This window comes from Neoaquamicrobium sediminum, assembly GCF_013240295.1.
Lineage (GTDB): Bacteria > Pseudomonadota > Alphaproteobacteria > Rhizobiales > Rhizobiaceae > Aerobium > Aerobium sediminum.
Window position 1 is genome coordinate 280252 of the sequence record NZ_JABETK010000003.1, and the last position, 24571, is coordinate 304822.

Sequence of the window (24571 nt, forward strand, 5' to 3'; positions counted from 1 at the left end):
AGGTGCATCGCGATCCAGGTGCTGTCCTGTACCTTATCCAGAACTCCGAGCGTGGCGGCAGCGACCGCCAGATAGCGGGCGGTCTTGGCCACCGCGACGATCGCAACGGAGCTCCATAACGGTGTCAATCGGCACGGAATGGGGACCCTGGATTGGAGTGCGCCCCTGAGGATCGACAGATTGGACTACGACGAGATGATCCGGCGGCACCCGAACCTGGGGCAGGCATTCGCCGGACACTGGAGCGGCGCATCCGCTCGTGGCGCGCCATACACGGCGAGGAGCAGGAGGTCATCTTCCAGCAGGTTCACGTGCCCGGCCGCATGGGATTGTCGGATTTCACCGACAAGGCCGGCGCCGGAATCACGACCGCAGGCGTTGCTCTCGACCACCGGCTCTAACCATTTCCGGCTCGCCTATTCCGGCTCGAGCACGCCCATGTCGTTGGATCGAAGCATCCTGGCAGCCGCGAATGCGCTTGATGCACTCGGGCGAGAGCTACACGGCTATGGCTGGTTTCGGGCCGAAATGGGCGGGTACGAGGTAAAGCTATGCCTGGGGTTATGGCGGCCAGATACTCTACATCGTCCCAAGCCTCTCCCTTAAGGTGGTAATGACTTCGACGGAGGGCAGCCCTCCCCACGCGCAGCGGCTATCGCGACGATCTGGCGACCATTGCCGCGCTAGACGACGCGGCGCACGCAGGAGGCGCAGGTCGTGCCTTCGATCCGGAAGCTCTGCCGGACGTTGGCGGGATCGGGTTTGTGGTGGGCGTTCATCACGAATTTCCTCGGTTCGGCATTGCGGTTGAGTCGAGGTCTAAAGGTTCCAGCAATGGGAAGGTCACCAGGGTATTTTCAGATTTATCGAGCGCCCCTTGATCCGGCCAGGATTCTCGCAATCCCCGCCTCGCGCGCAACGCTCGTCATGAACGCTGCATCAAATCGCGCGGTTCGGCCGTCGACGTCCTCGTTGTGCCGACGGATGAGGAAGGTGCTATCACGGAGGAGGTGGTACGATCGTTCTGAGCCGATCTCGCAAATTTTAGAGAGGTGGAGCCTGAAAATCCGCAACCAAATGACAGTATTCGGCGGGCCGGGGCAGATGTCCGAATGGGCCAGTGACCAGGGCAGGGGTATCTAATGTACACTCAGACGCACGTCCTGGTCGGGGCGGCTCTTTTCTCCTGCCATTATCGAGGATATTCATCATGTTGCCATTGCCGACCGGATACCACGGATCATTGATCGAATCCTGGCCGAAGCAGACGTTGATGCCGCTCTCCCACATCTCCTTCATCCGGGTGAGGCCACGGCGCTTCGGTCGGACCATCGCCGATCCGCTCGACTATTTCTATTTTTCGATCGTGAGCTATACCTCGCTGGGACACGGCGACGTCTTTCCCAGCGGCCACCTTCGATTCATCACCGGTGTCGAGGCCTTGAACGGTCTCCTATTGATCGCTTGGTCGGGCTCTTTCATCTATATCGTCATGGGCATCTCTGGCCCTGGCAGCCTTGCACCGAGCCGGGCGGCCTCGCGGCGGATAGGAAGCCCGGCGGAAATGCGGCTATGACGTCCATGGCACCTTTCCGGGCCACACTGGAACCGAGACAGACGGGCACACGATGAAATCCGATTACCAGGCGAACAGCATCAGCCTCACCAGCGCCGTCTCGATGGGAACCGGCGTCATGATCGGCGCGGGCATCTTCGCGCTCACCGGGCAGATCGCGGAACTGGCGGGACCCTGGTTCCCGCTCTCCTTCGTTGCGGGCGGGATCGTGACCGGCTTCAGCGCCTATACCTATGTCAAGATGTCGAACGCTTTCCCGTCCGCCGGCGGGATCGCGATGATCCTGCAGAAGGCTTATGGACCCGGCGCGATCGCGGCGGCGGCATCGCTGCTGATGGCGCTCTCCATGGTGATCAACGAGAGCCTCGTCGCCCGCACCTTCGGCACCTATGTCCTCCGGCCATTCAATCTGGATGCCGGTAGTACCCTTGTGCCAGTGCTCGGCGTCGGGCTGATCGTCTTCGCCTACCTGGTCAACATATCGGGCAACCGCTCCGTCGGTCTGTTCTCCGTGGTCATGGCGTTCCTGAAGATCGGCGGCATCGCGGTCTTCGGCATCGCGGCGCTCGCGGCCAGCGGGTTTGCGTTCGCGCCGGCATCCGGTTCGCCAGAAGCCATCCCGATCGCCGGCTTTACGGCGTCGATCGCGTTGTCGATCCTCGCGTTCAAAGGGTTCACCACGATCACCAACAGCGGCGCCGAGATCGTCGATCCGCACCGCAATGTCGGCCGCACGATCGTCTTCTCCATCGCGATCTGCGTGGTCGTCTACCTGCTCGTCGCGTTCGCGGTCGGCTCCAGTCTCTCTCTGGACGAGATCGTCGCCGCCAAGGACTATTCGCTGGCAGAGGCGGCGGAGCCGGCGCTCGGCGCTTATGGCTTCTACTTCACGATCGCGCTCGCGGTCGTCGCCACCGCCTCGGGCCTGCTCGCGAGCGTCTTCGCCGTCTCGCGCATGCTGGCGATGCTGACCGAAATGGAGATGATCCCGCACAGCCATTTCGGCATGTCCGGTCCGATCCGCGAGCACACGCTGGTCTACACGGTGGTGATCGCGGGGCTGCTGACTGTGTTCTTCGACCTCAGCCGCATCGCCTCGCTCGGCGCTTTCTTCTATCTGGTGATGGACATCCTGATCCACTGGGGCGTGTTCCGCCGGCTGCGCCAGGAGATCGGAGCGAGCGGCTGGGTGCTGGTCACGGCCATCGCCCTCGACACGCTGGTGCTCGGCGTCTTCGGCGCCATGAAGCTGCAATCCGACCCGCTCATCGTGGTCACCGCTGTCGTGGCCATCACCGCGGTCTTCGCGTATGAGCGAGTCTTCCTATCACGCTCGACTGCTGGGAAGCGGCACGCCGATCACTGAAGCGTGGAACTCCGCACGTTCGGCTGATTTGCGGCGTGGGAATCCCGGACCGGACCGGCATCGATCAGATTCGCCGCCGCCTCGACGGCAAGGGAGCTTAGCCGACGGCGGACGTCCTTTTGCAGACTGCAGCCGTTCAGCGTAAGGAACTCGCCGCGCGACCGGGACGGCCGAGAAGGGCGGTCCCTCCCACCGTAGTGAAGGGGCAGGAACCGCGACGGCGATCCTGCGCTATTCGAATCGCAACATCTGGACGCGATCCCGAACTAGAGGGCGAGATCGCTCCTGCCGGTGGCGGATCGCAACGTCTTTATGGACCGCGGCAGCATCGTCGAAGAGGACGAACCGACAACCTTCTTTGGTAACCCGAGATCTGCTCGCGCCCAGCAGTTCTTGCGACAGATCGCAGTTTGATGCTCGAAAGGTCTGAGAACGAGTGCCTCGTACGAGGAAATCACGTGCGAACCGCGTCGGCTGGCTGTGCACGTCCTCCCTTGATCAGGCGAGCTCACAGGTCTCGGCGACGTGCTCGGCCTTTTCCAGACTGGCTGCCCGGCCGCGGCATGCCTGGCGCCGGCTATCTGCAGATTTTCTCGAACACTTCGATGAGCTCCTGAAACTTGCGCCGCTGCTCCTCGGGGTCGCTCGATGAAATCGCGTCTTCGACGCAGTTGTCCGCGTGGTCCTGCAGGATGAGGATTTCCACTTGCGAGAGGGCCGATCGGATCGCCATCACCTGGTTGATAATATCGATGCAGTAGCGGTCCTCCTCGATCATCCTTCCGATCCCGCGCACCTGGCCCTCGACGCGCGCGAGGCGCTGAAGAGCTGCTTGCTTTCGATCTCTCATCGGTTGCGGACCTCGCGTTGCACTGGATGAACCAGTTTGCGGCCCGAAGGTTTCGAGGAACTTCAGGGGCGGCTTTCGGTTGAGAGGGAGAGGTACCCCCATAGGGTATGGGCGAGGCCTCATCGTAATCCAGGCAAGATCTGTCGACGAACGGGAGAGCAGACATGGAGAAGCATCCTACCATTGTTGGCGTTGTCGGCGGGGTTGTCGGCACGATCCTGCTTGGCATCGTCGTCTGGCTGACCATCGCCTACACAGGAGTTTACAACGTCGCTGCCTCGGACCAGCACTTCGATGCGGTGCGGTGGACGCTCGACACCACCATGCACCGTTCCGTGGCGAACCGGGCCGGCGGCGTCGACCTGCCAGAGAACGTCTCCGAAGACCTACTTGCCGAGGGAGCCGGGCATTACGCAGAGAGCTGCGCCCATTGCCACGGCGGCCCTGGGCAGGAGCCCGCAGGATGGTCCCGGGGATGAGGCCAGAGCCGCCGCACCTGACGGAAGCCGCCACCGAATGGACGGGCGAGGAAATCTACTGGATCGCGGCCAACGGCATCAAGATGACGGGCATGCCGGCCTTTGGCGAGCACCACTCACCCGAGGAGATCACTGCGATCGCCGTCTTCATCAGTGCCCTGCCGGGGCTATCGGCCGACGATTACTCGAGGTTGACTGGTTCCGCTCAAGGGCAGGCGGAAGAGACGCCAGCACCCGCTGCAGGAGACGTGCCCGGCGGGCCGCCTCCCGGAGCTGCCGAGTCCCAAAGCGAATAGCGCGCACGAGCAGGGTGACAAGCATGTCCTATATCCGCTTCGGCCTGATGATCCTCACCTCCACGGTGGTAATGTTCATCCTGATGTACCTGAACACCTATGCCTGGGAGCACGTCTTCTTCTCGGAGACGCGCACCTACATGGCGGTCATGATGGGCGCGACGATGGCGGTCGTCATGCTTGCCTACATGATGGGCATGTACAAGAGCATGCCTCTCAACATCGCCATCTTCATCGGATCGGTCATCCTGTTTGCGCTGTCCCTCTGGCTGGTCCGCAGCCAGGTCACGGTCTCCGGTCCGAGTTACATGCGCGCGATGATCCCGCACTACTCAATCGCGATCATGACCTCCGAGCGCGCGCAGATCCGAGATCCTCGTGTGCGCAAGCTCGCCGACGATATCATCGAGGCCCAACGGCGCGAGATCGCCGAGATGCGCTATCTCATCGCCGACGTCTCGTCCGGGAACGTGGTGGAAAGCATCTACAAGGACCCGCCCGTCGCGCTGGGAACCGTGGAGGACGCTCTCTCGAACACTCTCATCAGCCAGCTCGACCTTGCGCCGATGCATGAGGCCGAAGCCGATCGTGTACTTGGACCCGGCGCCCGCTGCAGGTTCAACCGCAGTCCTGAGGCAGATCCGATCCTCTGGTCCGCCCAGGGGGCGGCGGGGCGGCATTGAAGCTTAATGGGGTCCTCATCACTCTCGATACAGCTGGCGATCCGCAGAGTGGCATTGCGGAGTTTTCTGCGCCCGGCACCACGATCGCAGTGCGAATGCTCGGCGACGAGGCCGACTGGCGACAGAATGCTGAGCTCGTGTTCGAACTCGATCAGGGTCTGACGGTTGGGTATCGCGGCTTCTACGCCTGCGGGAACTGACAGAGGGAAAGGAGCGAAAGCGCACGACAGGCCGGCACGGAAACACCGCTCCAGGCGCTATCTTGGAAGTGCAGCCATCACCGATGCAACGGCGCTGCCGCGGCTAACCTTCTAATTACCTTTCGGCCTCAAGCTTGGCGGTAAGCGCAATCGTCGGCAGGCTTGCCTCCCGCCGCCCGGCTAGGTCACGAAAGGGGAAGCATGATCAACCGACGTTCGTTCATGGCATGCATGGCAGCAGCAATTCCCGTCGTGCCACGCCCGGCCGCCGCTCACATCCCGTCGGAGCCGTTCGAGGTTGATCCTGAATACGTGCCGCAAGAGGTCGCGTTCCCGTCCGGCTATGCCGCCGGGACGATCGTAATCGACACCGCGGAGCGGTTTCTCTACTTCGTCGAGGAGGAGGGCCGGGCACGGCGCTACGGGATAGGGGTCGGCCGTGCGGGGCTGGCCTGGAGCGGCACTGCCGAGGTCGGCCGGAAAGCCAGGTGGCCGAGCTGGACCCCGACGCCGAACATGATCCGCCGCGAACCCGGGAAATACGCGAAATACGCCGATGGCGTCCCGGGCGGACCTTCAAACCCGCTCGGCTCGCGTGCCCTTTACCTTTATCGCAACGGGCGCGACACCTATTACCGAATCCACGGGACCACGGAGCCTTGGACCATCGGCAAGGCGGTTTCCAACGGTTGCATCCGGCTGATCAACGAGCACGTGGAGGATCTCTACGAGCGCGTGACGGTCGGCGCCACGGTCATCGTCCTGCACGGCAAGGAACTGCTGTCCGGAAGCGGCGGCGCCGGAAGCAACTAGGCTCGCCCGCAGCGCAGCCAGGCGGTCATCTGCCAGCGGGGCGTGAACCGGACGTTAACGCCCCGCTGGCATCCTCCTGCGATGCTTCGGCAAGGACAAGTGTCGGTCGGGTTCCTCGCGCGCCGATGGCTGGCGAGGGACGCGCGGGCATACGCTCCGATGCAAAAGGCCCTCCATTGGCTCGTGGTGATCCTGTGTGCGGCACAGGTCTCGACCTCCTGGGCCATCGTCAGGACTCACGTCGCTCATGCGGCGGGCGGTCATCCTGATCCGATCGACATGCTGCTGCATCAGGTGCATGCCTGGACCGGGTGGACGATCTTTGGGCTGGTAGCCGGACGCATGCTCCTCCGGTTCTACAAGGGGGCGCCACCGTTGCCATCCGGTCTGCCGCGCTGGAGCGTGATCGCCAGCGGGATCAGTCATTCGGCGCTGTACGCCGTGCTGCTCGCCCTTCCGCTCACGGGCACGCTGGCGATGTATGTCAGCGGCTGGTTCGCGCCGGTCCACCAACTGCTGACGAGGCTGCTCCTCGCGCTCATGGTCGCCCATGTGGGTGCCGCCTTCTGGCACCTGCTCTACCGCAAGGACCGGGTGGTTCAGGCGATGCTGCCACAACAGTCGCCCTTGGCGACAAGCCAGAGTTAGCAGAGCACTAAGCCGCACAGTGCGCTTTCCGTCAGGTGCCTTCGACCGCGGCCATCATTCGCCATCATGAAGAAATAAGCTCTTGAGATTCCCCTTACTGGAAGGTTTATGTTGGCTCGACCTTTTGCATCGGAGGCAGAAATGAACATCGGCGCCGTCTCGGAAAAATCAGGCCTCCCGGCCAAGACCATCCGCCACTATGAGGACATCGGCCTTCTTAAACCCGACCGCGCGGGCAACGGCTACCGCGACTATTCGATGGTCGACGTACACCGCCTGCGGTTCCTGCAGCGCTCGCGCAGCCTCGGCTTCTCGGTCGAGGAGTGCAGACAGCTTCTCTCTCTGTATGGCGACAGCGACCGCGAGAGCGCGGACGTGAAGGCGATCGCCAACGCCAAGCTATCCGATATCGACCGGAAGATCGCCGAGCTGATCGGCCTCAGGGACATGCTTCGCCATCTCGTCAAGAACTGCCACGGCGACAGCCGTCCGGACTGCCCGATCATCGAGGGTCTTGCCGGAGAGGCCAGGGTCCAGTGATATGGCGAGCTGCTCTGGCCGCAGGGCTGCTCCTGGCGGGATCCTCGGCGGCGATCGCGGCGCATGGGGTGGACGATCCGCTAGTGGCCGAGCGACAGGCGTCGATGAAGGCCATTGCCGAGGCGGCGAGGACGATCGACTGGATGTTCTCACGCAGACGCGATTACGACTCGCGCGCGTTCAAGGGTGCGGCGGAAACGATCCGGCAGCATTCGGGCGAAGCCCTGGTGTCGCAGTTTCCCCTCGGGTCTTTCGGAGGTCACTCGGGCGCAACCGCTGAAATCGACAGGTCCCGCGAAGAATTTGTTGCGCTGTCGAACCATCTGGAAACGTTCGCCGCGGAGCTGTCACGGGCGGCGGACGAGGCGCCGGATCGGCTGACCGACGACATGAAGATGGGCGACCACGTGCCACTGGGCGGGAGCCTGCTCGGGCGCAGGCCGGGCAGGGACGCCGACGCAGATCCGTCAACAATGCCGGCAGAGCACGTTTTCCACCTCATGCTCGAGGATTGCGCGAGCTGCCATGCGAAATTCAGGGAAAAGGCGGAATGAGATCGCGCGCCGCCCGTCGATGACGTTCGCCGTGCACTGGACGAAAGACCTGCAATGATGGACCAGATGATGTCGGGCGGGATGATGGTGGCATGGGCGTGGCAGGACTCCTGTTGCTCGTGATCGCGGTTCTCGTGATCGCTGTCGCTTGGCATTTAAATGCAAGAATGCGGTGGTTTTGCCCGGGTTAGGCACTTAATCGTGAGAATTCCTGCAGCCAGATTCTCAAATTAACTGCATTTGCCTAGAAGCTCGCAGCGTGCCGGCTTGAGCTATCATGTTCTCTGCGGCGTCAGAGAATCGGGCCCGGTTGTCGCCCATCATGTGCCCACGCAGCATCCGGAGCATTTCCGGGCCGGCGCGCTCGACGATGGCAACGCCGGCCAGCAGAGCCGGCCGCATATCGAGCGGCAGGATCGGCTTTGCAGGTGTGGGCAGATTCTGCAATTGCTCGGCAACGACATGGTCGAGATCGGGAATGATGGCGCCGAGCACCCGGTAGCGCCAAAGCTCGTGCTCGCGCGGTAGGGGCCAGATCACTCGCCGCATCAACAGAAGCCGGGCGATTTCGGTCGCCGATGTCCAGGTTCGAATGCCGCGTTCGGCTTCGTCGTCGAGCAGCTTTTCACCCCGCAGAGCCGCACGGTGATTTTGCCGGAAAGGGGAGCGAAGTTCACCTTTTCCGAACCCTCGTAGTAGTGTTCCGCAATGTACGCAGGTAATCCGCCACCCCAGCAGCTGGTTTCGCAGGATTGGCGCTGGTTCCGCGCTACCGGGGCTGCAACGTGCACAGGTCTGTGCCGGCCTCGCGGCGATTAGTCGATGCGACGACTTCGGCACATTGATGAAGGTCATTCGACGTAAAACAGCCGGTTTGGCGGCGAAAATACTGGCGAGGCGGACTTCCTGATCGCCGCTCAGATGGAGATCGACTGCTCGCAATGAGGAGGCCTCCGGCAGGCAATGCTGGAGCATGACGAGCGGCGGAACCGCGTAGAAGGCGGCATGGCGACTGATCCAAGACGACAGAAGCTCGTCAGGGTAGGGCGGCAATCTCACTGGCAACTGCCGTGGCGGCGCGGTCTCCGTCATGCGAACGCCGCCTCGGCCTCGAACTCCGGCTCCCAGTTTTCGACAGATTCGTCTGCAATATGCTCTTGGCCGCGTTCGATGGCGTCAACCGCGAGGTCGTTGATCATGTGGAAGATGCTGGCGGTGATGCCCTCGGTTATCTGCAGAATCCGTCGCAGTGATTTCGGCGTGAGCACCGAGGGTCGACGCAGCGGCGTATTGCGCAGGATCGATGCCACCAGCGTCTCGAACTGCTCGTTCGCCGCCCACCTGCTCAAGGTGAACTGCTCAAACCGGCGTGCAAGCTGGACGTCGCCACCGATCGCCTCGCGCGCCTCGTTAACGCCGAAGCAGACCAGGGAGATCTGCAGACGATTGCTGAGGAAACGCAGCGTGTTCAGGACAATGCGCTGCTCGCGATAAGATCCGGCGAGAATGTTGTGCACCTCGTCGATCACCAGCACCTGCACACCGATGGCCTCCATGATGCGTAGCGCCGCTTGCTCCATCTGGGCGATATCGGCGCGTGGCCTCTGTGGTGCGCCGAGAAGGGTGAGCAGTTCGGCGTAGAACCGCCGCTCGCCGGGCCGGCTCGTCATCTCCATGGCCAGAACGGGCGTCTTCAGCGTACCCGTCACCGGGTTGAAGCACGGCGGGTGTTCGTCCCGGAACCGCTTCATGATCATGGTCTTGCCCATGCCACTGTCGCCATAGATCGCGACAGAAGGCATGCGTGTGCCGCGTGGATGGTCGAGAAGCCGGCTCAGCCGATCGAGCGCCTGCTTGGCGCGTGGGTAGAGCACCCATCGGCGCGATCGTATCGCGCGAATGCGCCGCTCGTCCGTTTCGGCAAGCAGTGCGCCGGCGCCGGCGGTCAGGTGGGAGATTTGATCGCTCATGTTTCACTCCAGCTCAATCTGTATCCTCAACAAAGGGTACAGGTTTGCTGGAGTCGACGCCGCGGAGCGAGCCCAATCCCCGATCATCCATCTTCGATTTCGAAGAAGCCTTCCCGCGTCGCGCAGCCGCCGTCTTATCGGTTGCCGCCTCGACCAATTCCCGCTGCGCGACGGCGGTGCGGACGATGGCGCGGGTGTCGACTTCGCGACGGCCCTTCGCACGTAAGGTACGCCGGGCGGTTAGTGCCTCGTGTAGCGTTATCGAGGGCAGGGTCACGTCGGCATAACGGGCCTCAACGAAGTTTCCCGATGGCCGCCGGACGAAGATGCGCGCCATGTCGCGCGGATCATATTTTACGAGTAGGCGCCGGTCAGAACGTCCGACGTCGGCGCTCAATGCCGGCGACCAGTAGCGCAGTTTGAACAGATGAATCCCGTCAGGCATCAACGTCCGCTCCTGCTCCGGCAGGAACGTCAGCCAGAAGCGCATTCGATCTTGCGGCAACCGAAGCGGGATTTCGCCCTCGTGCTCCCGCCACACCGCGATCGGCGGTCGACCCAGACTGCTGTGGATCGATTGATGATAAGCGCCGACAATGTCGAGAGCGATGTAGCGCTCGAGCTCCCTCAGAGTCAGTGCCGCATGTCGCTTCGAGTCATAGGCGCCCAACTCCTGTTCGTTGCTGAACGTTGTTCCGGGCAGGAGATGCAGCCTGCCCATCTGAGTGCCGATCAGGCGCTCGATATGACCGCCGAAACGCGGCTCACCGGGTGGCCGCCACTCGATCGCGATGCCCGCGTCCTGGCACCCTCGCTTGAAGGCCCGGCTTCGGAAGTCGGCACCATTGTCAACATGCACCATGTCCGGCAGACCGGCGACGGGCCAGGACTCCGTTATCTCGCGCTCCCGCAGCCATGCCGATTTGTCGAAGACGGAGTGTAGCAGGCACATGCTGGTGGACAGGCGGGACGGCGCCTCCATCGTGAGATAAAAGCCGGTCACCATCCGGCTGCAGACATCCATCGCCAGCGTCAGCCATGGCCGTCCGATCGGCTGCCGCGTCTCCTCGTCAACGACAAAGATGTCTGCCTTGGTATGGTCGATCTGGACCACTGCCAGGGGACGGGAGACTTCGAATGATCCGGGGACGGCCGTTGTCGCCTTGACGATTTTCTGTTCGCCACGCCGATTTGCGCGCTTCTGCAGGTCGATGTCCTTCACGCGGGCGACGATCGTTCGGCGATGTGGCGGCTTCAGCCCGACCGAAATGCAGTTCGTCTGCACGTCCCGCACCAACTGCGAGATCGTCGGTCGGGTCCGCTTCAAGTAGAACTTTTTGATAGTCTTGCTAACGATCTCCTCCCGTTTCTCGTCCAGCGTACGATGACCCACAGGCCGTCCACGCTTGCGATCGACAAGAGACAGAACGGTCCCGCCGACGCGGAACAGCTTGATCAGCCGGTAGGCCGTCGCCTGACTCACATTCATCCCGGCAGCGAGCCCCGAAACGTTTGCCGCGGTCGCACCGTCAGGATTGCGCCTCAGGAATTCACGGAGCGCATCTGCCCTTCGGCAAGCTTCATGCCAAAGCGCTTCGTCGATCTCATCAGGGATCCGATCTCTCATGGCAGGCTCGCGAGGAAAACATCACGAGTCTCATTCTCACATTAAGTGACAAAAGCCAATGCGCATTATCGAATTAACTGCCCATTCGCAAATTAAGTGCTGGCGTAAGCATCTGAAATCATTGAAGCATGATTCTCATCATTAAGTGCCGAGCGACAGCTTAAGGGCGCTGTACGGGGCTGGGAGGCCAGCTCAGCCGATCGGCGGGCGCGGCACCTCGACGGTCTCGCGGCTCTCGCGTACAACGTCGCAGCCGCAGCCGCGATGCTCGACTTTCTCGTCGTCTTCGATCGCGAAGAACATACGGGCGAGCACCCGCCCTGGACGATATTCGAGCGGCTCATGCCGGTCGTAATGGCGGCCCTGCCGCACAACGCCGCGTTCATCGAAGCAAGACTGTTTGCCGTCGCACGCAACGCACTCGGCGCGCTCTCGCCGTCATCGCTCGTCGCTCTCTGCGACGGTTGGATCGACTGGCTGGAGCGCAACGAACGTGCCGGGCGCTTGCCGAGCGAGTTCTCGCTCGGTGTCACCGAGATCCTGCTGCAGGCGACCGCGGCGGAGCCGGAACGCCGTGAATCCCGGGTCACGCGCTTGCTCGACTTCACGGGAACCGGCGCGAAGATCACCTTCATAGCCGACCTCATAGACCACTGGTCGCTGCTGCGTGACGACGAACGCGCCGCGGTCTTTGAGCGTCTGAAATGCGGTCGCTCGGATGATCGCTGGCTCCAGGCTGTTACCCTGACGCGCTCAGAGGTTCCCGACGCGGTCGTCGTGACGCTGCTCCCGGAAGGCATCGACCTTTCACAGCCGCCCACGCGATTGATCGATATGGCGCCGCCCTCGCTGATTGAGGCTGCGATCCATGTCTATAGCGGCCAGCCTCAGCCCTTGTGGTGGCTCGGCACGCATCACAGCGGCGAGGCCGTCTGGGAACCGGTTATGGAGATCATCGCGCGTCGGCCGGACCACCCGCTGTTCGAGCTGGCGTGGGAACACATTGCTTTCAACGGCGACGGCAAGCGTGTGGCGCGCATCGTCGCCGACCTGGGCGCCAAGAACGCCGAACGCGCACTGAGCATTCTGCTGAGGATTAAGGTCGGGTGCACCGGCAATTTCATGCCGGAGGCCTGGGCGACGCTGCTCCGCCTGGCCGCCGACTCGGATGAACATGGCCAGTGGCTCGACCGGATGGTCGAGGCGTCGCCCGCGATCCTCGACGACATCTCCGACCTGAGAAATTGGCTGAGCGACGATGGCGATCTCCGCGGCATGCTCGACCGGCTGCAGAACGACTTCTTACCCTTGGAGATGGCAAAGATCGCCTTCGATCCGCCCGACGATGTTGACGCCCGCGAGATGCAGGACAACGCCGTCAAGGTGCTGGCATTCTTGGTCCGTGAGCGCCCACCGGTGCTGTTCGGCACCTGCGATCGCCTGCTTAGGTGGCTCGAGCGCGCGACGGTCGATACGGCCGAGCTCGTCACCCTGCTGCGCGAGCGGCGCGAAGCGATCTTTGCCGAGCGAGAGGCTATCGAACAAGCGATGAACCAGCCAGACCTGCCGCTCGACGGCTGGATCGATCCTTAGCTAAGTTCAGGTCGCCTTCACGACGACGACAATCTCATCTCGCTGCCGCGTTCACGTCCCTTGCGATCTCAGAGCGGCGAGCCATCAGAGCATCGAGGGGCGCGGCCTCATCCAACAACAGGCCGTCTTCGGCCATGGGCGTCTCTGAGCAGTCCGGAATTGTGGCGCGGTGTGTGCGGACGCCGAGCCAGGTCGCGGACGGGCGCCTGACTTTGTGCACGCCCGGCAGCGTCACGATTGAGTTCGCGCCCGCCCATGGTAGCGGCGGCGTGTCCGCTTCTTGCACCGGCCTTCTCCAAAGCTGCCAGTCCGCTTTCGGCCCCAAAGGCGTCGCTCGTAAAACATTTCCCAATCTGCGCAACTTAGATGAAGCCTGCAAACCGATCGGGGTGGAAGCGCACTCCAGCGTTTTGTGCGGCGCAGTAGAAATTGCGGTCGTGAAGGTGTCCGCCGCACTTTATTGGCATTGCGCCTTCATCAAAGGTTGTACGTCTGCTGCTGGCGGCGCGTCGCAACCCGCTACGACCGATGCGCCCACACCTTCTTCTCGGCCATCTGCATCGCAGCAGCCATCATCTTCTGGATCTGATCAATGAGTCCTGAGCGTAGTCCGGCCTTGCTGACCCTACGGAATGGCGGACGCATCGACTACCCGAGGGCGGAACTTGCGCCAGCAGGGCACGTCCTGTGGGGTTCAGCCCAGAGCGACTAGACATTTCCCCGGGCGTCAATTATGCATTTCCCCGCATCTTTACTATACATTTCCCCAACTTCCTGTTATCAATCCGCCCAGCGATCTAACATGTCGAGGTCACATTCGATGGAAGACACTCTGCTGCCAAGACACCTGCGAGCCGAACTGCTGGATTCCCTCCGTTCGACGAGGGTGGTCAACATCATCGGCCCTCGACAGGTCGGCAAGACGACTCTGGTTCGGGAGCTCCTCGATGTCGGGAGGTTCATTACGTTGGACGACGAGAACGTGCTTGCAGCGATGGAGGCCGATCCGTCCGGACAAATCGAAGCGCTCGTGTCTGAAGCGAATGACGTTCCGCTTATCATCGATCGAGGCGCAGCGATCCAAGCGCCTCGCCCTCGCGATCAAGCGGATAGTCGATGAACGGCGAAGGATGGGGCAGTTCATCCTAACTGGATCATCCAATGTGTTCACGAACGCACATGTTGCTGATTCCCTCGCGGGACGGGTCCAGACATTGACGATGCTGCCGCTGAGCGGCGCCGAAGTCCAACGCAAGGGTCCGGCGAGAATCCTTGACTGGGCAAGCCGCACTCCCGAACCGTTACTTAGGGACTTACCGAAACCAGAACCCGTCTCGAGGAACGGTTATATTCAGGAGCTTCTGGCGGGCGGCTACCCTGAAATCCGCAACCTGCCGGACCGTAGCCGACAACGTCGCTACCGCGACTATGTGGACACCATTGTTGAAAGGGATGTTGCCGATCTCATTAAGGTACGGAAGTCCGATGCCATGCGCCGCCTGATTGATCAGATTGCCGCTCGAACCGCGAACGAACTCAATGTCCAGGAAATGGGGAGCATCATCGGTGTTCAGCGCCCTACAATCGAGACCTATCTGGACGTGCTTACCAAGCTATCGTTGATGTCGAGGCTCCCAGCCTGGACTTCTGGCGAGGCCGGGCGCGATATCCGACAGCCGAAGGTTCACCTCGTAGACACGGGAATCGTCGCGGCACTACGGAACCTGACTTCTGAGAGCTTTCTTGCCGATGCCAATCCGGCAGCGCTCGGTGGAGTGCTTGAAACCTTCGTGCACAACGAATTGTTGAAATCTTTGCCTCATCAGCAGAGTCACTGGCGTCTTTATCATTGGCGCCACCAACGTGGGCGAGAGATCGATATTCTAGCGGAAACCAACAGAACCATAGTCGGCTTCGAGATGAAGGCATCATCGAACGTCGACTTGAATGATTTCCGCCACCTGCAATGGTTCCGAACCGACGGCCCCGGGAGCGCCTGGAACGTCATCGGCATCGTCGTCTACCTGGGAGATAGACCTTTGACATTCGGCTCAAAGCTATTCGCCCTGCCACTATCGTCGTTCTGGTCATTTGCCGCTGACTAGGACGTTGGTAGTGGGTTGTTTCTAATGCCGCACAAACGCGCTCTGCCAGAACTGAGCGTTCTTCCTCTCCCAGAACGTGCACAAGACGCCCAATGTATTCCACATATCACTTAGGGGCTGGGAGCGATGCCAACCCAGTTTGTTGCGAATAGCCGCATGATCAGACTTCGCGCGATCAACCGGACTATCCGCAGCCGGGTTCGCTTGAGCCGGAAGCAGGTGCTGTATCAACGGCAGGTCTAGGGCGCTCAACAGCCCGGCCTGAAAGATCGACTTGGGGGTCGGGAGCCGTCGACTAGGTCAGTCCGAGTTAAACGGCAGCTATTTGGCCCGCGGCGCCCAAAACCCGACCATCCGGTATCGGCCCCGGTGCTGCCTTCCACCATTGTGGCGCGATCATTCAATACGGCTTGCCTATGGTGCGCGAACCTCCGCCGATCAACGGAGGTCCAGATGCGTATCATTCTCAATCGCCAGTCGGTGGAAATCCCCGATGAATTTTCCGACGAACCCCTGCTCTTCGTCCTGCGGGACCATTTCGGACTGAATGGGCCGCGCTTCGGCTGTGGTGTGGCGTCCTGCGGTGCCTGCACCGTCGTCATCGACGGGGAAGCGCATCGCTCGTGCGTCTATCCGGCCTCGGCAGCACAAGGCTCCGAGGTTCTCACGCTGGAAGGGCTTGCAGATAGCGACAAACTGCATCCGGTCCAGCAGGCCTGGATCGAGGAGAGCGTGCCGCAGTGCGGCTATTGCCAGAACGGCCAGATCATGACCGCGTTTGCCCTGCTGGCTGCCCGGCCGGATGCCGACGCGTCCGGGATCGAGGCGGTAATGGACGGTGTTCTCTGCCGCTGCGGCACACAGGCACGCATCCGCAAAGCGATTGCACGAGCGCAAGCCGCAATGGCGGGAGACGCATGATGCCGAAGCTGTCGCGACGCCGCTTCCTCACCGCGCTCGGGTGGGGCGCTGCCGGTATCACGGTCGTCGCCGGGGGGCGGCCTGGGCCTTGATGCCGACTCTGCCACCGCGCAATGTGCCGACGTCTGCGGATGCCGCGGCGTGGCTCAGCTTGAGGCCGGACGGGTTTGTCGAGCTATATTCCACTCGCGCCGAGATGGGCCAGGGCATCTCGATGGGGCTTCGGCAGGTGGCAGCCGACGAACTGGGCGTCGGCGCGTACCGCGTCCGTCTCGTGCAGCCCGATACGAGCCTGATTCCGGTCGCCCGCTCGACCGTCGGCTCCGACGCGATGCGCGAGACGGGTTTGCTGGTGGCGCGCGCGGCGGCGGCCCTTGCCGGCGCCGTTCTGCGCGAGGCCGCGCAACGGCTTGGCCGTCCAGTTGCAGACCTGCAACTGGCACCGGATGGCGTCGCATCTGATGGCAAGACGATCCTCACCTTCGAAGAATTGGGCGCAGGCACGCCCCTCCTCATGACCGCCGAGGATGCGAGACCGCAACGCCTCGGCTGCTTGCGGTTTCAGACGGTCGGCGCGAGGTCGGCCGCGCCCATCCGACCCACGACATTGATGCAATCGTCACCGGCAACCGCCCGCTCTATGCCGACGACATCCGCCTGCCGGGAATGGTGTTCGGTGCGGTCGTCCGCCCACAGACCCTCGGAGGGCGAATCCTTGGCATCGATGCGTCGGAATGTGGATCGATCCCAGGATTCCTTGGCCTCTACCAGGAGGGCAACTTCGCAGGCCTCATCGCCTCCCGCCGTGGCGCGCTGGCACAGGCGATAAGCTTGCTTGGTGTCGAAGAAGAGGAAGGGCCGAACATCAATTCCGCCGCCATTGCGGCAATGGTCGACGTCGGTGACGCATCCGGCGCGCTGGAGCATAGTGTCCTTGATGCAGGCGACACAAGCAGCGGACCGGTCGACGTCGACCTGACGCTCACCGTGCCACACGCCGCCCACGCCTCGATCGAGCCCCGCACGTCTATCGCCCGGTTCGGTGAGAATGGTGGCCTGGATGTATGGACTGGCACTCAGGATCCGTTCTTCGTCCGAGACAGCCTTGCCGATGAATTCGGCCTCGACCGGGACAAGGTGGTGGTTCACGGCATGCGCATGGGAGGCGGTTTCGGAGCGCGAACCATCGTGGCCGCCGAGATGGAAGCGGCGCGGCTGGCGAAGCTCTGCGGGCGGCCGGTCAAGGTGCAATGGAGCCGGAGCGACGAATTCCGTGCAGGGTTCCATCGCCCTCCATCGTCCCACCGCATCCGGCTTTCAGCAGATGCGGCAGGACGGATCACGAATTGGCACCACGCATTCCGTTCGGGCCACATCATCTTCACCTCGGCGGCGATGGGACCGGGCCTGCAACTTGCCACCAGTTTCGTCGCCGACCCGGGTGTCGCGCGGGGCTCGATCCCACCTTACGCGGCGGATGCCAGCCGCGTCGAGTTTCAGGATGTTCGCCTGCCGGTCAAGACCGGTCCCTGGCGCGGGCTGGGTGCCGCGGCCAACCACTGGGCGGTCGAGACCGCCATAGACGCGCTTGCCCGGGCAAAGGGCATCGACCCGTTGGACATGCGCCTGAAGTCGATCAAGCCGGAACACGCGCGCTTGAGCACGGTGCTCACCGAGGCGGCGGAAATGGCCGGCTGGGCGTCACGGCCGAAGGACTCACGGAATGAGAGCTGGGGGCTCGCCTGCGGCATCTACAAGGATATGTCCTACGCCGCCGCAGTGGCGCGCGTGACAAGACGCGATGCCGGGTACACAGTATCCGGCCTGTGGTGCGCGCATGACTGCGGCCTTGTGATAAACCCCGATCAGGTTCGGGCGCAGGTAGAAGGCAACCTTGTGTGGGGGATCGGCATGGCGTTGAGGGAGGAGCTGGTGGTGGGGGACGGGCGCATACTGCCCGAGAGCTTCTTCGACTACCCGCTGCCTGTGCTGTCCGATGTGCCGAGCATCGAAATCCGTCTGATCGAGGCAGCAACGAGCCGACGGGTGCTGGCGAGACCGCGATCGTCTGCGGAACGGCGGCCGTCACCAGCGCCATCGCGGCGATGACGGGCCGGACGGTGACGGCGCTCCCGGTTAAGGCGGCCTAACTTGGACGATTTCGCCAGCGCGCTTGTTGTGGCGATGGTGAGCCGTTCCCTTGCCCGCCAGTCGATAGCGGTACCTGCTTCGACGGCCGTAGGTGATCGCACCGTGGACCCGGCCGAGAAGCGGGCGCTACTCGACGGAGTGCTTGGGGCTCATGGCCCGGCAACGATCCTGCGCGTTGCCGATATCGTGCCGGATTTCGCAGACCATCCGGTCGCCGGCGTGTTCGCCGGATGCCGGACGCCGAGCGATGTGGTCGCAAGCTGGATCGCCATAGAACGCTATTTCCATTCCCGGCATCGCACCCGTGTCGTCGACAGCGCTGATGACAGGATTGTCATGGAGCATTTCGACACGTGCGGTTTGTCCATATCTGCAGGCGAGAACATCGCAGTAGCAGGCTTGATCCTGGGCATTCTCAGGTGGCGCGGGGCGCACGGTGCTGTGTTGAGTTTTGATGGGTCGGTCTCACTCACTGAACCTGCCGCACCAGCCGCCCGGACCCATATCTGGTGGGTCTCCTGGCAAGGATTTACGCCTCCGCCGAATGCTCCTTCGCCATCGGACGACGGGCCAGTTCCCGCCGTCGATGTTGCGGGGCGAAGTATAAGCGATCCCCATGTGAGGCGAGTGTTTGCGGAACAGCTCGGAGCACCGACGAGACGCCGCAGGGCGGCCGATATTGCCCACGCGGCAGGGCTCAGCCTTCGGTCGCTTCAGCGGCGGCTGGCGGAAGCCGGCTGGACCCTGAGCGACATTGTCGCCTCCGCGCGTGTCCATCTGGCGACGCGGCTGCTTGCAGGAACAGACACCCCTCTTGCGCTCGTCGGGCTGCTTGCAGGCTACAGCGACCAGCCGCACTTCCAACGCGCTTTCCGCGCCGCAGTTGGCCCGACGCCGGCGGAATACCGGCGCCTGGCCACAAGGCACGAAGAGAACAAACCAACCACTTGACGTGGGAGTACCGGACACGCCACGATCGTGGAAACCGCAAGCATCGACGAGACCAATAGCACCAACATGCTGGGAGGGCTTCGCCGCCTGATCCTGAGCGAAAACCCGGTGGATCTGGAACCGATGGGATGACGGGCTGGCAATTGTTAAAGACGCAGGCGATGCAAACGGCAAAAGAAGCACGCGGCCTGCATTCCACCGTTCAACTTTTGAGTTCGTCCGCCCATATCCCAGCCTCAACCAAAAAACGTGGAGGCGGGGGCAATCATCGGATTGCGGTATCGCCATTTCAATCCGCGGGCATAAATCCTTCCATTTGCGGCTACTCATCTTTCAATTCGCGGAGCGTTGACTTTCAATTCGCGGCTTCATAGCTTTCATTCAGTCACGAAACCCGGCATGCGGATGAGTCGCCTCTCATGTTTACCCCGCTATGTAAAGGTACGGATCGAGGAAGCACTCGAGGATACGCGCGTGGTCCTCATCTCCGGCCCCAGGCAGTCAGGCAAGACCACCTTGGCCAAGGAGGTTTCCGGGAAGGGTATGCAGTTCTTCACCCTCGATGACCCAACTACGCTCGATGCGGCCCGCGCCGATCCGGTCGGCTTCCTTCGTGGCATCGACCGCGCCGTTATCGACGAGGTACAGCGCGCTCCGCAGCTACTGTTGCCAATCAAGGTCGAGGTGGATCGCGACACGCGGCCTGGTCGCTTTTTGCTTACCGGCTCCGCCAACCTGATGACAATCCCTAAGGTGGCCGACTCCCTCGCCGGCCGAATGGAGACCATTTCCCTTCTGCCGCTGGCTCAATCCGAAATCCTCGGGCGACGATCGGCTTTCGTCGACAACCTGTTTTCCGGACGCAAGCCCACGGTGGGCAACTGCATTCACGGAGATGATCTCGTTGAGGTGGTACTCCGCGGCGGGTATCCTGAGGCCTTTTCTCGGAACCGATGGTCACGACGTCAGGGGTGGTATACCAGTTACATCGATGCGATCGTGCAGCGCGACATAAAGGATATCGCCCAAGTCGAACAGATAGCTGTAATGCCGCACTTGCTTCGCATGATCGCCGAGCATTCCGGCCAGCTCGTGAACTACTCTTCGATCGGCTCTGCGGCCGGCCTCAACCATGTTACCACGCAGAAATATCTTCGCATCTTTGAAAGCCTGTTCATCATCGATACGGTCCAGCCTTGGTTCACCAACAAGCTCAAACGACTGACGAAATCGCCCAAGCTGCACTTTCTGGATTCCGGGTTGCTTGCGGCGATGCGGGGCATCTCACCCGATAACGTCCGGCGCGACCGTAGCGCCTTCGGCACCGTGCTCGAAGCGTTCGTCCATAGCGAGGTGCGCAAGATCATCGGCTGGAGCGAGCAGCAACCCTCGGTCTTTCACTTCCGAGATCGGGAAGGGGTTGAAGTAGACATCGTTCTCGAGGCATCAGACGGGAATATCTCCGGGATCGAGATCAAGGCCGCCGCATCGGTGTCGTCCGGAGATTTCAAGGGATTGCGCAAGCTCTCAGAGTCTTTGCACAGCAGGTTCACGCAGGGCGTAGTCCTTTACGACGGGGACCAGATCGTCCCTTTTGGTGACAACCTTTTCGCCGCTCCAATATCGAGCCTTTGGTCAGAGTCCTGACCAGGCCTCCGTCGCACCCCGTCGAAAGACAAGTCGCGTGCTAGGTCACCTCCGGGCAGGAACTCATGATCGTGCGACCAAGGAGTGGAGTAGCCTCGAGCTGACAATGCGGCCTTTAGCAAGCTCTTCCCATGTCAACGCTTCCGTTCGAGAATGTGGCAGTGTCAGTACCCCGGGAGGTAACGATGTTCATACAAACCATAGAACCAGAACAGGCTGAGGGCGCAGTGGCGGCAATCTATGCCAATGAGTTGGCGTCAATGGGAAGGGTGATGCAGGCAACGCAATGCTGGTCAGCTAGACCTGACATGCTGGTACCGATCGAGCACTTGTTGCAGCAGTTGAGAGACGGTTTTTCTCTTGGACTGCTCAACTTCCGGCTCATCACCCTGGTGGCGGCCAAATATGTGCCTTCCAGCTACTGTTCCCAAGTCTACTTCAAGACGCTGTCCGGCATGATCGGAAGGGAACAAGCACTCGCCGTGCATCGAGACTATAGAAACGCCGGACTGACGGACCAACAGGTCGCCATGCTGGCCTATGCCGAGCAGATCACGGTCGACGCCTCTCGCATAGGTCAAGCAGACATTGAGGCGCTCCGTGCCGTAGGGCTTTCGGATCTGAATATAGCCGATATCGCTCTAGCCGCCTCGTTTCGCAACTTTTTGAGCCGCTACTTCGACGCTGTGGGGGCTGAGGCGGAGCCGGAATTTTTGGATAGCGACTTGAGCGTTCGAAGAGAACTCTCAATGACAGCCCTCTGACGAACGGGTCCACCATCTCGCCGGAGCATTTTGAGCACCGCTGTGCCGTAAGTCGAGATTAGAGGCGCGTCAATTGTCGATCAGGGGGATACAATTGACGCGCCAGCTGTCGCCGTTACGCAAGACAAAGTCGACACTTGAACAGTGAACGCTTGTAGTTAAAATTCGCCTAATCTCCGCCTTGCTAAGGAATGCAGGTGGCACCGTTCAAGCAGTGAAGTGCGTGCTTGCGCGCCCATTTCCCAGAACGAGGACAACACCTAAACACGCTGTCGGCCCTGTCAAGCAGTACAGCGCGACTATATTCAGGGCCCGGCAATAATGTGCTATTGCATGCATGGGAACGATGGCGGAGGTGGGGGATGCTGGTCGATGTAGGCCCGGCCAAGCGCGTGGGCAATCGGAAGAAGATCTATGATCGTGCTCTGAGGGAAGAAGACGTTGCGAAGCGCGATGGAATTACGGTGATTACGATCTGCGCTGACGGAATACACGGATCTGGAGCTCTTTATCGCTATGAATTGCAGCTCAGTCCATCGGACTTGGCCGTGCTCATGGCGACAGTTGACAGCTAGAGGGCCCTTGCGAATTTTTGCAGTGGCGACGACTGGTTTTTTTGGTCGCCGTATTTGGGTCAAGCAAGGCCGGGGAGAACCTTATCTACCGTCGCCGGCAAGTCGCGAATACGAACTCCTGTAGCGTTATATATCGCGTTCAAGATAGCCGCGGCTGCGCCGCAGATGCCGAGTTCGCCAATACCTTTTGCTTGCAAGGGGTTCGCCCATGCGTCCCGCTCCTCAAGCAGTTCAACCTCAATCTGCGGAACGTCCGCATTCACCGGCAAATGGTATTCAGCAAAATCGCGATTGACGATATGGCCATCTCGAGGATCGTGCAGAAGTTCCTCCGTTAATGCCATCCCAATTCCAAAGGTCATTCCCCCAGACATTGTGAACGGGCGGTCTTGGCGTTCAAAATGCGTCCGGCGGCGAATACCCCGAGCATACGGCGCACCCGCACCTCTCCGGTGACCGAGTTCACGGCCACCTCCGCGAAATAGCTGCCATAAGTAGCCTGCCTGACCTTGTCCTCAGCCTCGCCCGGCTCAACATGGCCTTCACCGCGGATGTCTTCACCGTTCAGAATATCGACAACGGGAATTCGACGATTGCCCACGACCGCGTGACGATCCTTTAGCGTCAGATCTTCAGGGTTGCAGTCGAGCTTGGTGCAAAGTTGTTGGCGGATTTCCTCGCATGCGAGGAACACAGCGGTTCCGTTGGAGGCAGCCCCAAATGAACCACCGGAGCCCGAGGCCGGGGGCAAGTTGGTGTCACCGAGCCTCGTTTCAACGTCCGTCACCGGCAATCCCAGCATTTCCGCTGCAACCTGTCCCAGGATGGCGTATGTGCCAGTCCCTATATCCGTCATATCGGTCTCAATGGTCGCACGGCCCTGTTTGGTCAGCGTCACGCTCGCTTTCGATTCTATCAACATGTTGACGCGCGCAGCAGAAGCCATGCCGAGACCGATCAGCCATTCACCCTCACGCACTTCGCCTGGCGATGCGTTGCGCTTCGACCAACCGAACCGTGCTGCGCCGGTCTCAAGGGCCTTGGCCAGCATGTGCGAGGAGAACGGGATTTCTTTGGACGGGTCCTGGTCGGGGATGTTGCGTCGTCGCAACTCGACAGGATCGATGCCGCAGGCAGCGGCAAGCTCATCAATCGCAATCTCCAGGGCCGTCACGCCTACTGCCTCACCGGGCGCACGAACCGACCCCGATGGCGTACGATGTATCCGTGCGATCTTATGGCCAATGGCGCGGTTGTCACCGCAATAAAGAAACGGCGTCGCCTGCGTTACCGGCTCTGAGAACTTTTCGCCGGGAAGATTGGTCACTAGCGCGTCGTGACCTATCCCTATCAGTCGGCCTGTTTCGTCGGCAGCCAGACGAATGCGTTGCCTGGTATCTGACCGCCGCAAGACCATCTCAAACTCATTCTGCCGCGTCATCGCAACACCAACCGGAGTTCCGAGTTCCTTGGAGGCAATTGCTGCGGCAACAGCTTCAGGGGCAATCCCAAGCTTGGAGCCAAACCCTCCTCCAACATAGGGCGCGAGCAAGCGAACGTTGTCCTCTTCGATCCCGAGAGCGTCAGCGAGTTCGGCGCGATTATAGCGCAGCATCTGGTAGCTCGCCTGTAACGTCAGCCTTTCGTCCTCCCACGTAGCGACCGAGGCATGTGGCTCCATCGCCGCGCTTGCGTGTCCGGGCGTCGTATAGGTGGCATCAATCGTGAACGGTGATGCCCGCATCGCCGCGTCAATGTCACCGCTCGAGGACTGCTTATTGCTCGGCGTATCGAGCTGGGCCGTCGGATCGTCAAGGCTGACCGGCGCGTCCTCGGCCCTTTCTACCTCCTGCCTCAGGATCTGTGCCCCATGGCGGGCCTGCTCGAATGTATCGGCGACGACCAGCGCAACCGGCTGCCCAAAGAACAATATCTCGCGCGTGTCTTGTGCGGGTGCCTTTCCGGCCATGCCCTGTGCAGGGTTTTTGATAAAGCGGTCGTCGGCAATCACGGCACGGACGCCCGGCAGCCTCTCGACGCTATCGACATCAAAGGCACGTAGCCTGCCTTTGGCTACGGTCGAACGCACGAGCACGCCATGGCGACAACCAGCCGGCAGACCGTCCATTGCATAGGTCGCTCGACCCGAAACCTTGAGTTCTCCCTCGGGGCGGTCGAGCGGCTCGCCGATAACACCCTGGGCCATCTCTTCCAATCGGTCACGGCCGACACGGTCGTCCATCTTGTGATGTGCCGCCATTC

Annotated in this window: 24 protein-coding genes and 3 pseudogenes; 22 read left to right on the forward strand and 5 right to left on the reverse strand. The window is 61.6% G+C overall.

The annotated features are described in order from the left end of the window. Positions 1-146: 146 nt before the first annotated feature. The 3 genes and pseudogenes from HK436_RS24000 to HK436_RS24010 all read left to right on the forward strand — a co-directional run. Positions 147-446, forward strand: a pseudogene (locus HK436_RS24000) (IS21 family transposase); the annotation flags it as partial. Between the two features lie 764 nt (positions 447-1210). Then, positions 1211-1576, forward strand: a complete 366-nt coding sequence (locus tag HK436_RS24005) for a potassium channel family protein (RefSeq protein ID WP_173194123.1) — start codon at positions 1211-1213, stop codon at positions 1574-1576. Positions 1577-1628: 52 nt separating this feature from the next. Continuing rightward, positions 1629-2942 carry an APC family permease gene (locus tag HK436_RS24010; protein ID WP_173194125.1) on the forward strand — a complete coding sequence of 438 codons (1314 nt, stop codon included), beginning with the start codon at positions 1629-1631 and terminating at the stop codon, positions 2940-2942. Positions 2943-3519: 577 nt separating this feature from the next. Here the strand turns inward: HK436_RS24010 and HK436_RS24015 are convergent. Then, entirely contained in the window at positions 3520-3915 is a 396-nt protein-coding gene (locus HK436_RS24015; RefSeq protein ID WP_312860717.1) for a metal-sensitive transcriptional regulator, read from the reverse strand. Between the two features lie 41 nt (positions 3916-3956). Between HK436_RS24015 and HK436_RS24020 the strand changes: the two genes are divergently transcribed. The 8 genes from HK436_RS24020 (at position 3957) to HK436_RS24050 (ending at position 8005) form a co-directional block, all read left to right on the forward strand. Beyond that, a complete protein-coding gene (locus HK436_RS24020) occupies positions 3957-4271 on the forward strand; it encodes a c-type cytochrome (protein WP_173194130.1) in 315 nt (104 codons plus the stop codon). Next, positions 4268-4567 (forward strand): c-type cytochrome, encoded by a 300-nt coding sequence (locus HK436_RS24025; protein WP_173194132.1) that lies wholly within the window; start codon positions 4268-4270, stop codon positions 4565-4567. Before HK436_RS24020 ends, HK436_RS24025 begins: the two co-directional genes overlap by 4 nt. A gap of 23 nt (positions 4568-4590) precedes the next feature. Further along, complete coding sequence (locus tag HK436_RS24030; protein WP_244649376.1) at positions 4591-5250, forward strand: DUF305 domain-containing protein; 660 nt, start codon at positions 4591-4593, stop codon at positions 5248-5250. Continuing rightward, complete coding sequence (locus HK436_RS31750) at positions 5247-5450, forward strand: DUF6692 family protein (protein ID WP_244649377.1); 204 nt, start codon at positions 5247-5249, stop codon at positions 5448-5450. The genes HK436_RS24030 and HK436_RS31750 overlap by 4 nt, the downstream gene beginning before the upstream one ends. Positions 5451-5651: 201 nt before the next feature. Further along, positions 5652-6263 (forward strand): L,D-transpeptidase, encoded by a 612-nt coding sequence (locus tag HK436_RS24035; protein ID WP_173194134.1) that lies wholly within the window; start codon positions 5652-5654, stop codon positions 6261-6263. A 159-nt stretch (positions 6264-6422) separates the two neighbouring features. Further along, a complete protein-coding gene (locus HK436_RS24040; protein ID WP_173194136.1) occupies positions 6423-6911 on the forward strand; it encodes a cytochrome b in 489 nt (162 codons plus the stop codon). Positions 6912-7052: 141 nt separating this feature from the next. Further along, positions 7053-7451: a Cu(I)-responsive transcriptional regulator gene (gene cueR / locus HK436_RS24045; protein ID WP_173194138.1), complete on the forward strand. Its 399-nt coding sequence runs from the start codon at positions 7053-7055 to the stop codon at positions 7449-7451. Further along, positions 7448-8005, forward strand: coding sequence for a cytochrome c (locus HK436_RS24050; protein WP_312860718.1), 558 nt, complete (start codon positions 7448-7450; stop codon positions 8003-8005). The genes cueR and HK436_RS24050 overlap by 4 nt, the downstream gene beginning before the upstream one ends. A 225-nt stretch (positions 8006-8230) precedes the next feature. Here HK436_RS24050 and HK436_RS24055 read toward each other — a convergent pair whose 3' ends face one another. From HK436_RS24055 to HK436_RS24065, 3 genes are read right to left on the reverse strand one after another with little or no spacing between them, the layout of a single operon-like run. Then, positions 8231-9097, reverse strand: a complete 867-nt coding sequence (locus tag HK436_RS24055; RefSeq protein WP_080919223.1) for a TniQ family protein — start codon at positions 9095-9097, stop codon at positions 8231-8233. After that, complete coding sequence (locus HK436_RS24060; protein WP_080919224.1) at positions 9094-9975, reverse strand: TniB family NTP-binding protein; 882 nt, start codon at positions 9973-9975, stop codon at positions 9094-9096. Before HK436_RS24060 ends, HK436_RS24055 begins: the two co-directional genes overlap by 4 nt. A gap of 13 nt (positions 9976-9988) precedes the next feature. After that, on the reverse strand, positions 9989-11602 hold the full coding sequence (locus tag HK436_RS24065; RefSeq protein ID WP_173194140.1) for a TnsB C-terminal domain-containing protein: 1614 nt from the start codon (positions 11600-11602) through the stop codon (positions 9989-9991). A 354-nt stretch (positions 11603-11956) separates the two neighbouring features. Between HK436_RS24065 and HK436_RS24070 the strand changes: the two genes are divergently transcribed. The 11 genes and pseudogenes from HK436_RS24070 (at position 11957) to HK436_RS24115 (ending at position 22309) form a co-directional block, all read left to right on the forward strand. Next, positions 11957-13195: a hypothetical protein gene (locus tag HK436_RS24070; protein ID WP_173194142.1), complete on the forward strand. Its 1239-nt coding sequence runs from the start codon at positions 11957-11959 to the stop codon at positions 13193-13195. 499 nt (positions 13196-13694) lie between these two features. Then, positions 13695-13784: pseudogene (locus tag HK436_RS24075) on the forward strand (IS5/IS1182 family transposase); the annotation flags it as partial. Positions 13785-14015: 231 nt separating this feature from the next. Then, positions 14016-14315, forward strand: coding sequence for an AAA family ATPase (locus HK436_RS33750; RefSeq protein ID WP_376769204.1), 300 nt, complete (start codon positions 14016-14018; stop codon positions 14313-14315). Next, positions 14239-15300: an ATP-binding protein gene (locus HK436_RS24080; protein WP_244649378.1), complete on the forward strand. Its 1062-nt coding sequence runs from the start codon at positions 14239-14241 to the stop codon at positions 15298-15300. Before HK436_RS33750 ends, HK436_RS24080 begins: the two co-directional genes overlap by 77 nt. Before the next feature lie 453 nt (positions 15301-15753). Beyond that, positions 15754-16221 (forward strand): (2Fe-2S)-binding protein, encoded by a 468-nt coding sequence (locus tag HK436_RS24085; RefSeq protein ID WP_173194144.1) that lies wholly within the window; start codon positions 15754-15756, stop codon positions 16219-16221. A gap of 40 nt (positions 16222-16261) precedes the next feature. Beyond that, positions 16262-17050, forward strand: a complete 789-nt coding sequence (locus HK436_RS24090; RefSeq protein WP_312860752.1) for a molybdopterin cofactor-binding domain-containing protein — start codon at positions 16262-16264, stop codon at positions 17048-17050. A 2-nt stretch (positions 17051-17052) separates the two neighbouring features. Then, the gene (locus HK436_RS24095) at positions 17053-18330 is read left to right on the forward strand and encodes a xanthine dehydrogenase family protein molybdopterin-binding subunit (RefSeq protein WP_173194148.1); all 1278 of its coding nucleotides are present in this window, start codon (positions 17053-17055) and stop codon (positions 18328-18330) included. Between the two features lie 42 nt (positions 18331-18372). Then, positions 18373-19323 carry a helix-turn-helix transcriptional regulator gene (locus HK436_RS24100; RefSeq protein WP_173194150.1) on the forward strand — a complete coding sequence of 317 codons (951 nt, stop codon included), beginning with the start codon at positions 18373-18375 and terminating at the stop codon, positions 19321-19323. Positions 19324-19728: 405 nt separating this feature from the next. Next, a complete protein-coding gene (locus HK436_RS24105; RefSeq protein WP_173194541.1) occupies positions 19729-20970 on the forward strand; it encodes an ATP-binding protein in 1242 nt (413 codons plus the stop codon). Between the two features lie 185 nt (positions 20971-21155). Further along, a complete protein-coding gene (locus HK436_RS24110) occupies positions 21156-21734 on the forward strand; it encodes a carboxymuconolactone decarboxylase family protein (protein ID WP_173194152.1) in 579 nt (192 codons plus the stop codon). 362 nt (positions 21735-22096) lie between these two features. Beyond that, complete coding sequence (locus HK436_RS24115) at positions 22097-22309, forward strand: hypothetical protein (protein ID WP_173194154.1); 213 nt, start codon at positions 22097-22099, stop codon at positions 22307-22309. A gap of 59 nt (positions 22310-22368) precedes the next feature. Here HK436_RS24115 and HK436_RS24120 read toward each other — a convergent pair. Beyond that, positions 22369-24569 (reverse strand): annotated as a pseudogene (locus HK436_RS24120) (xanthine dehydrogenase family protein molybdopterin-binding subunit). Between the last annotated feature and the right edge of the window lie 2 nt (positions 24570-24571).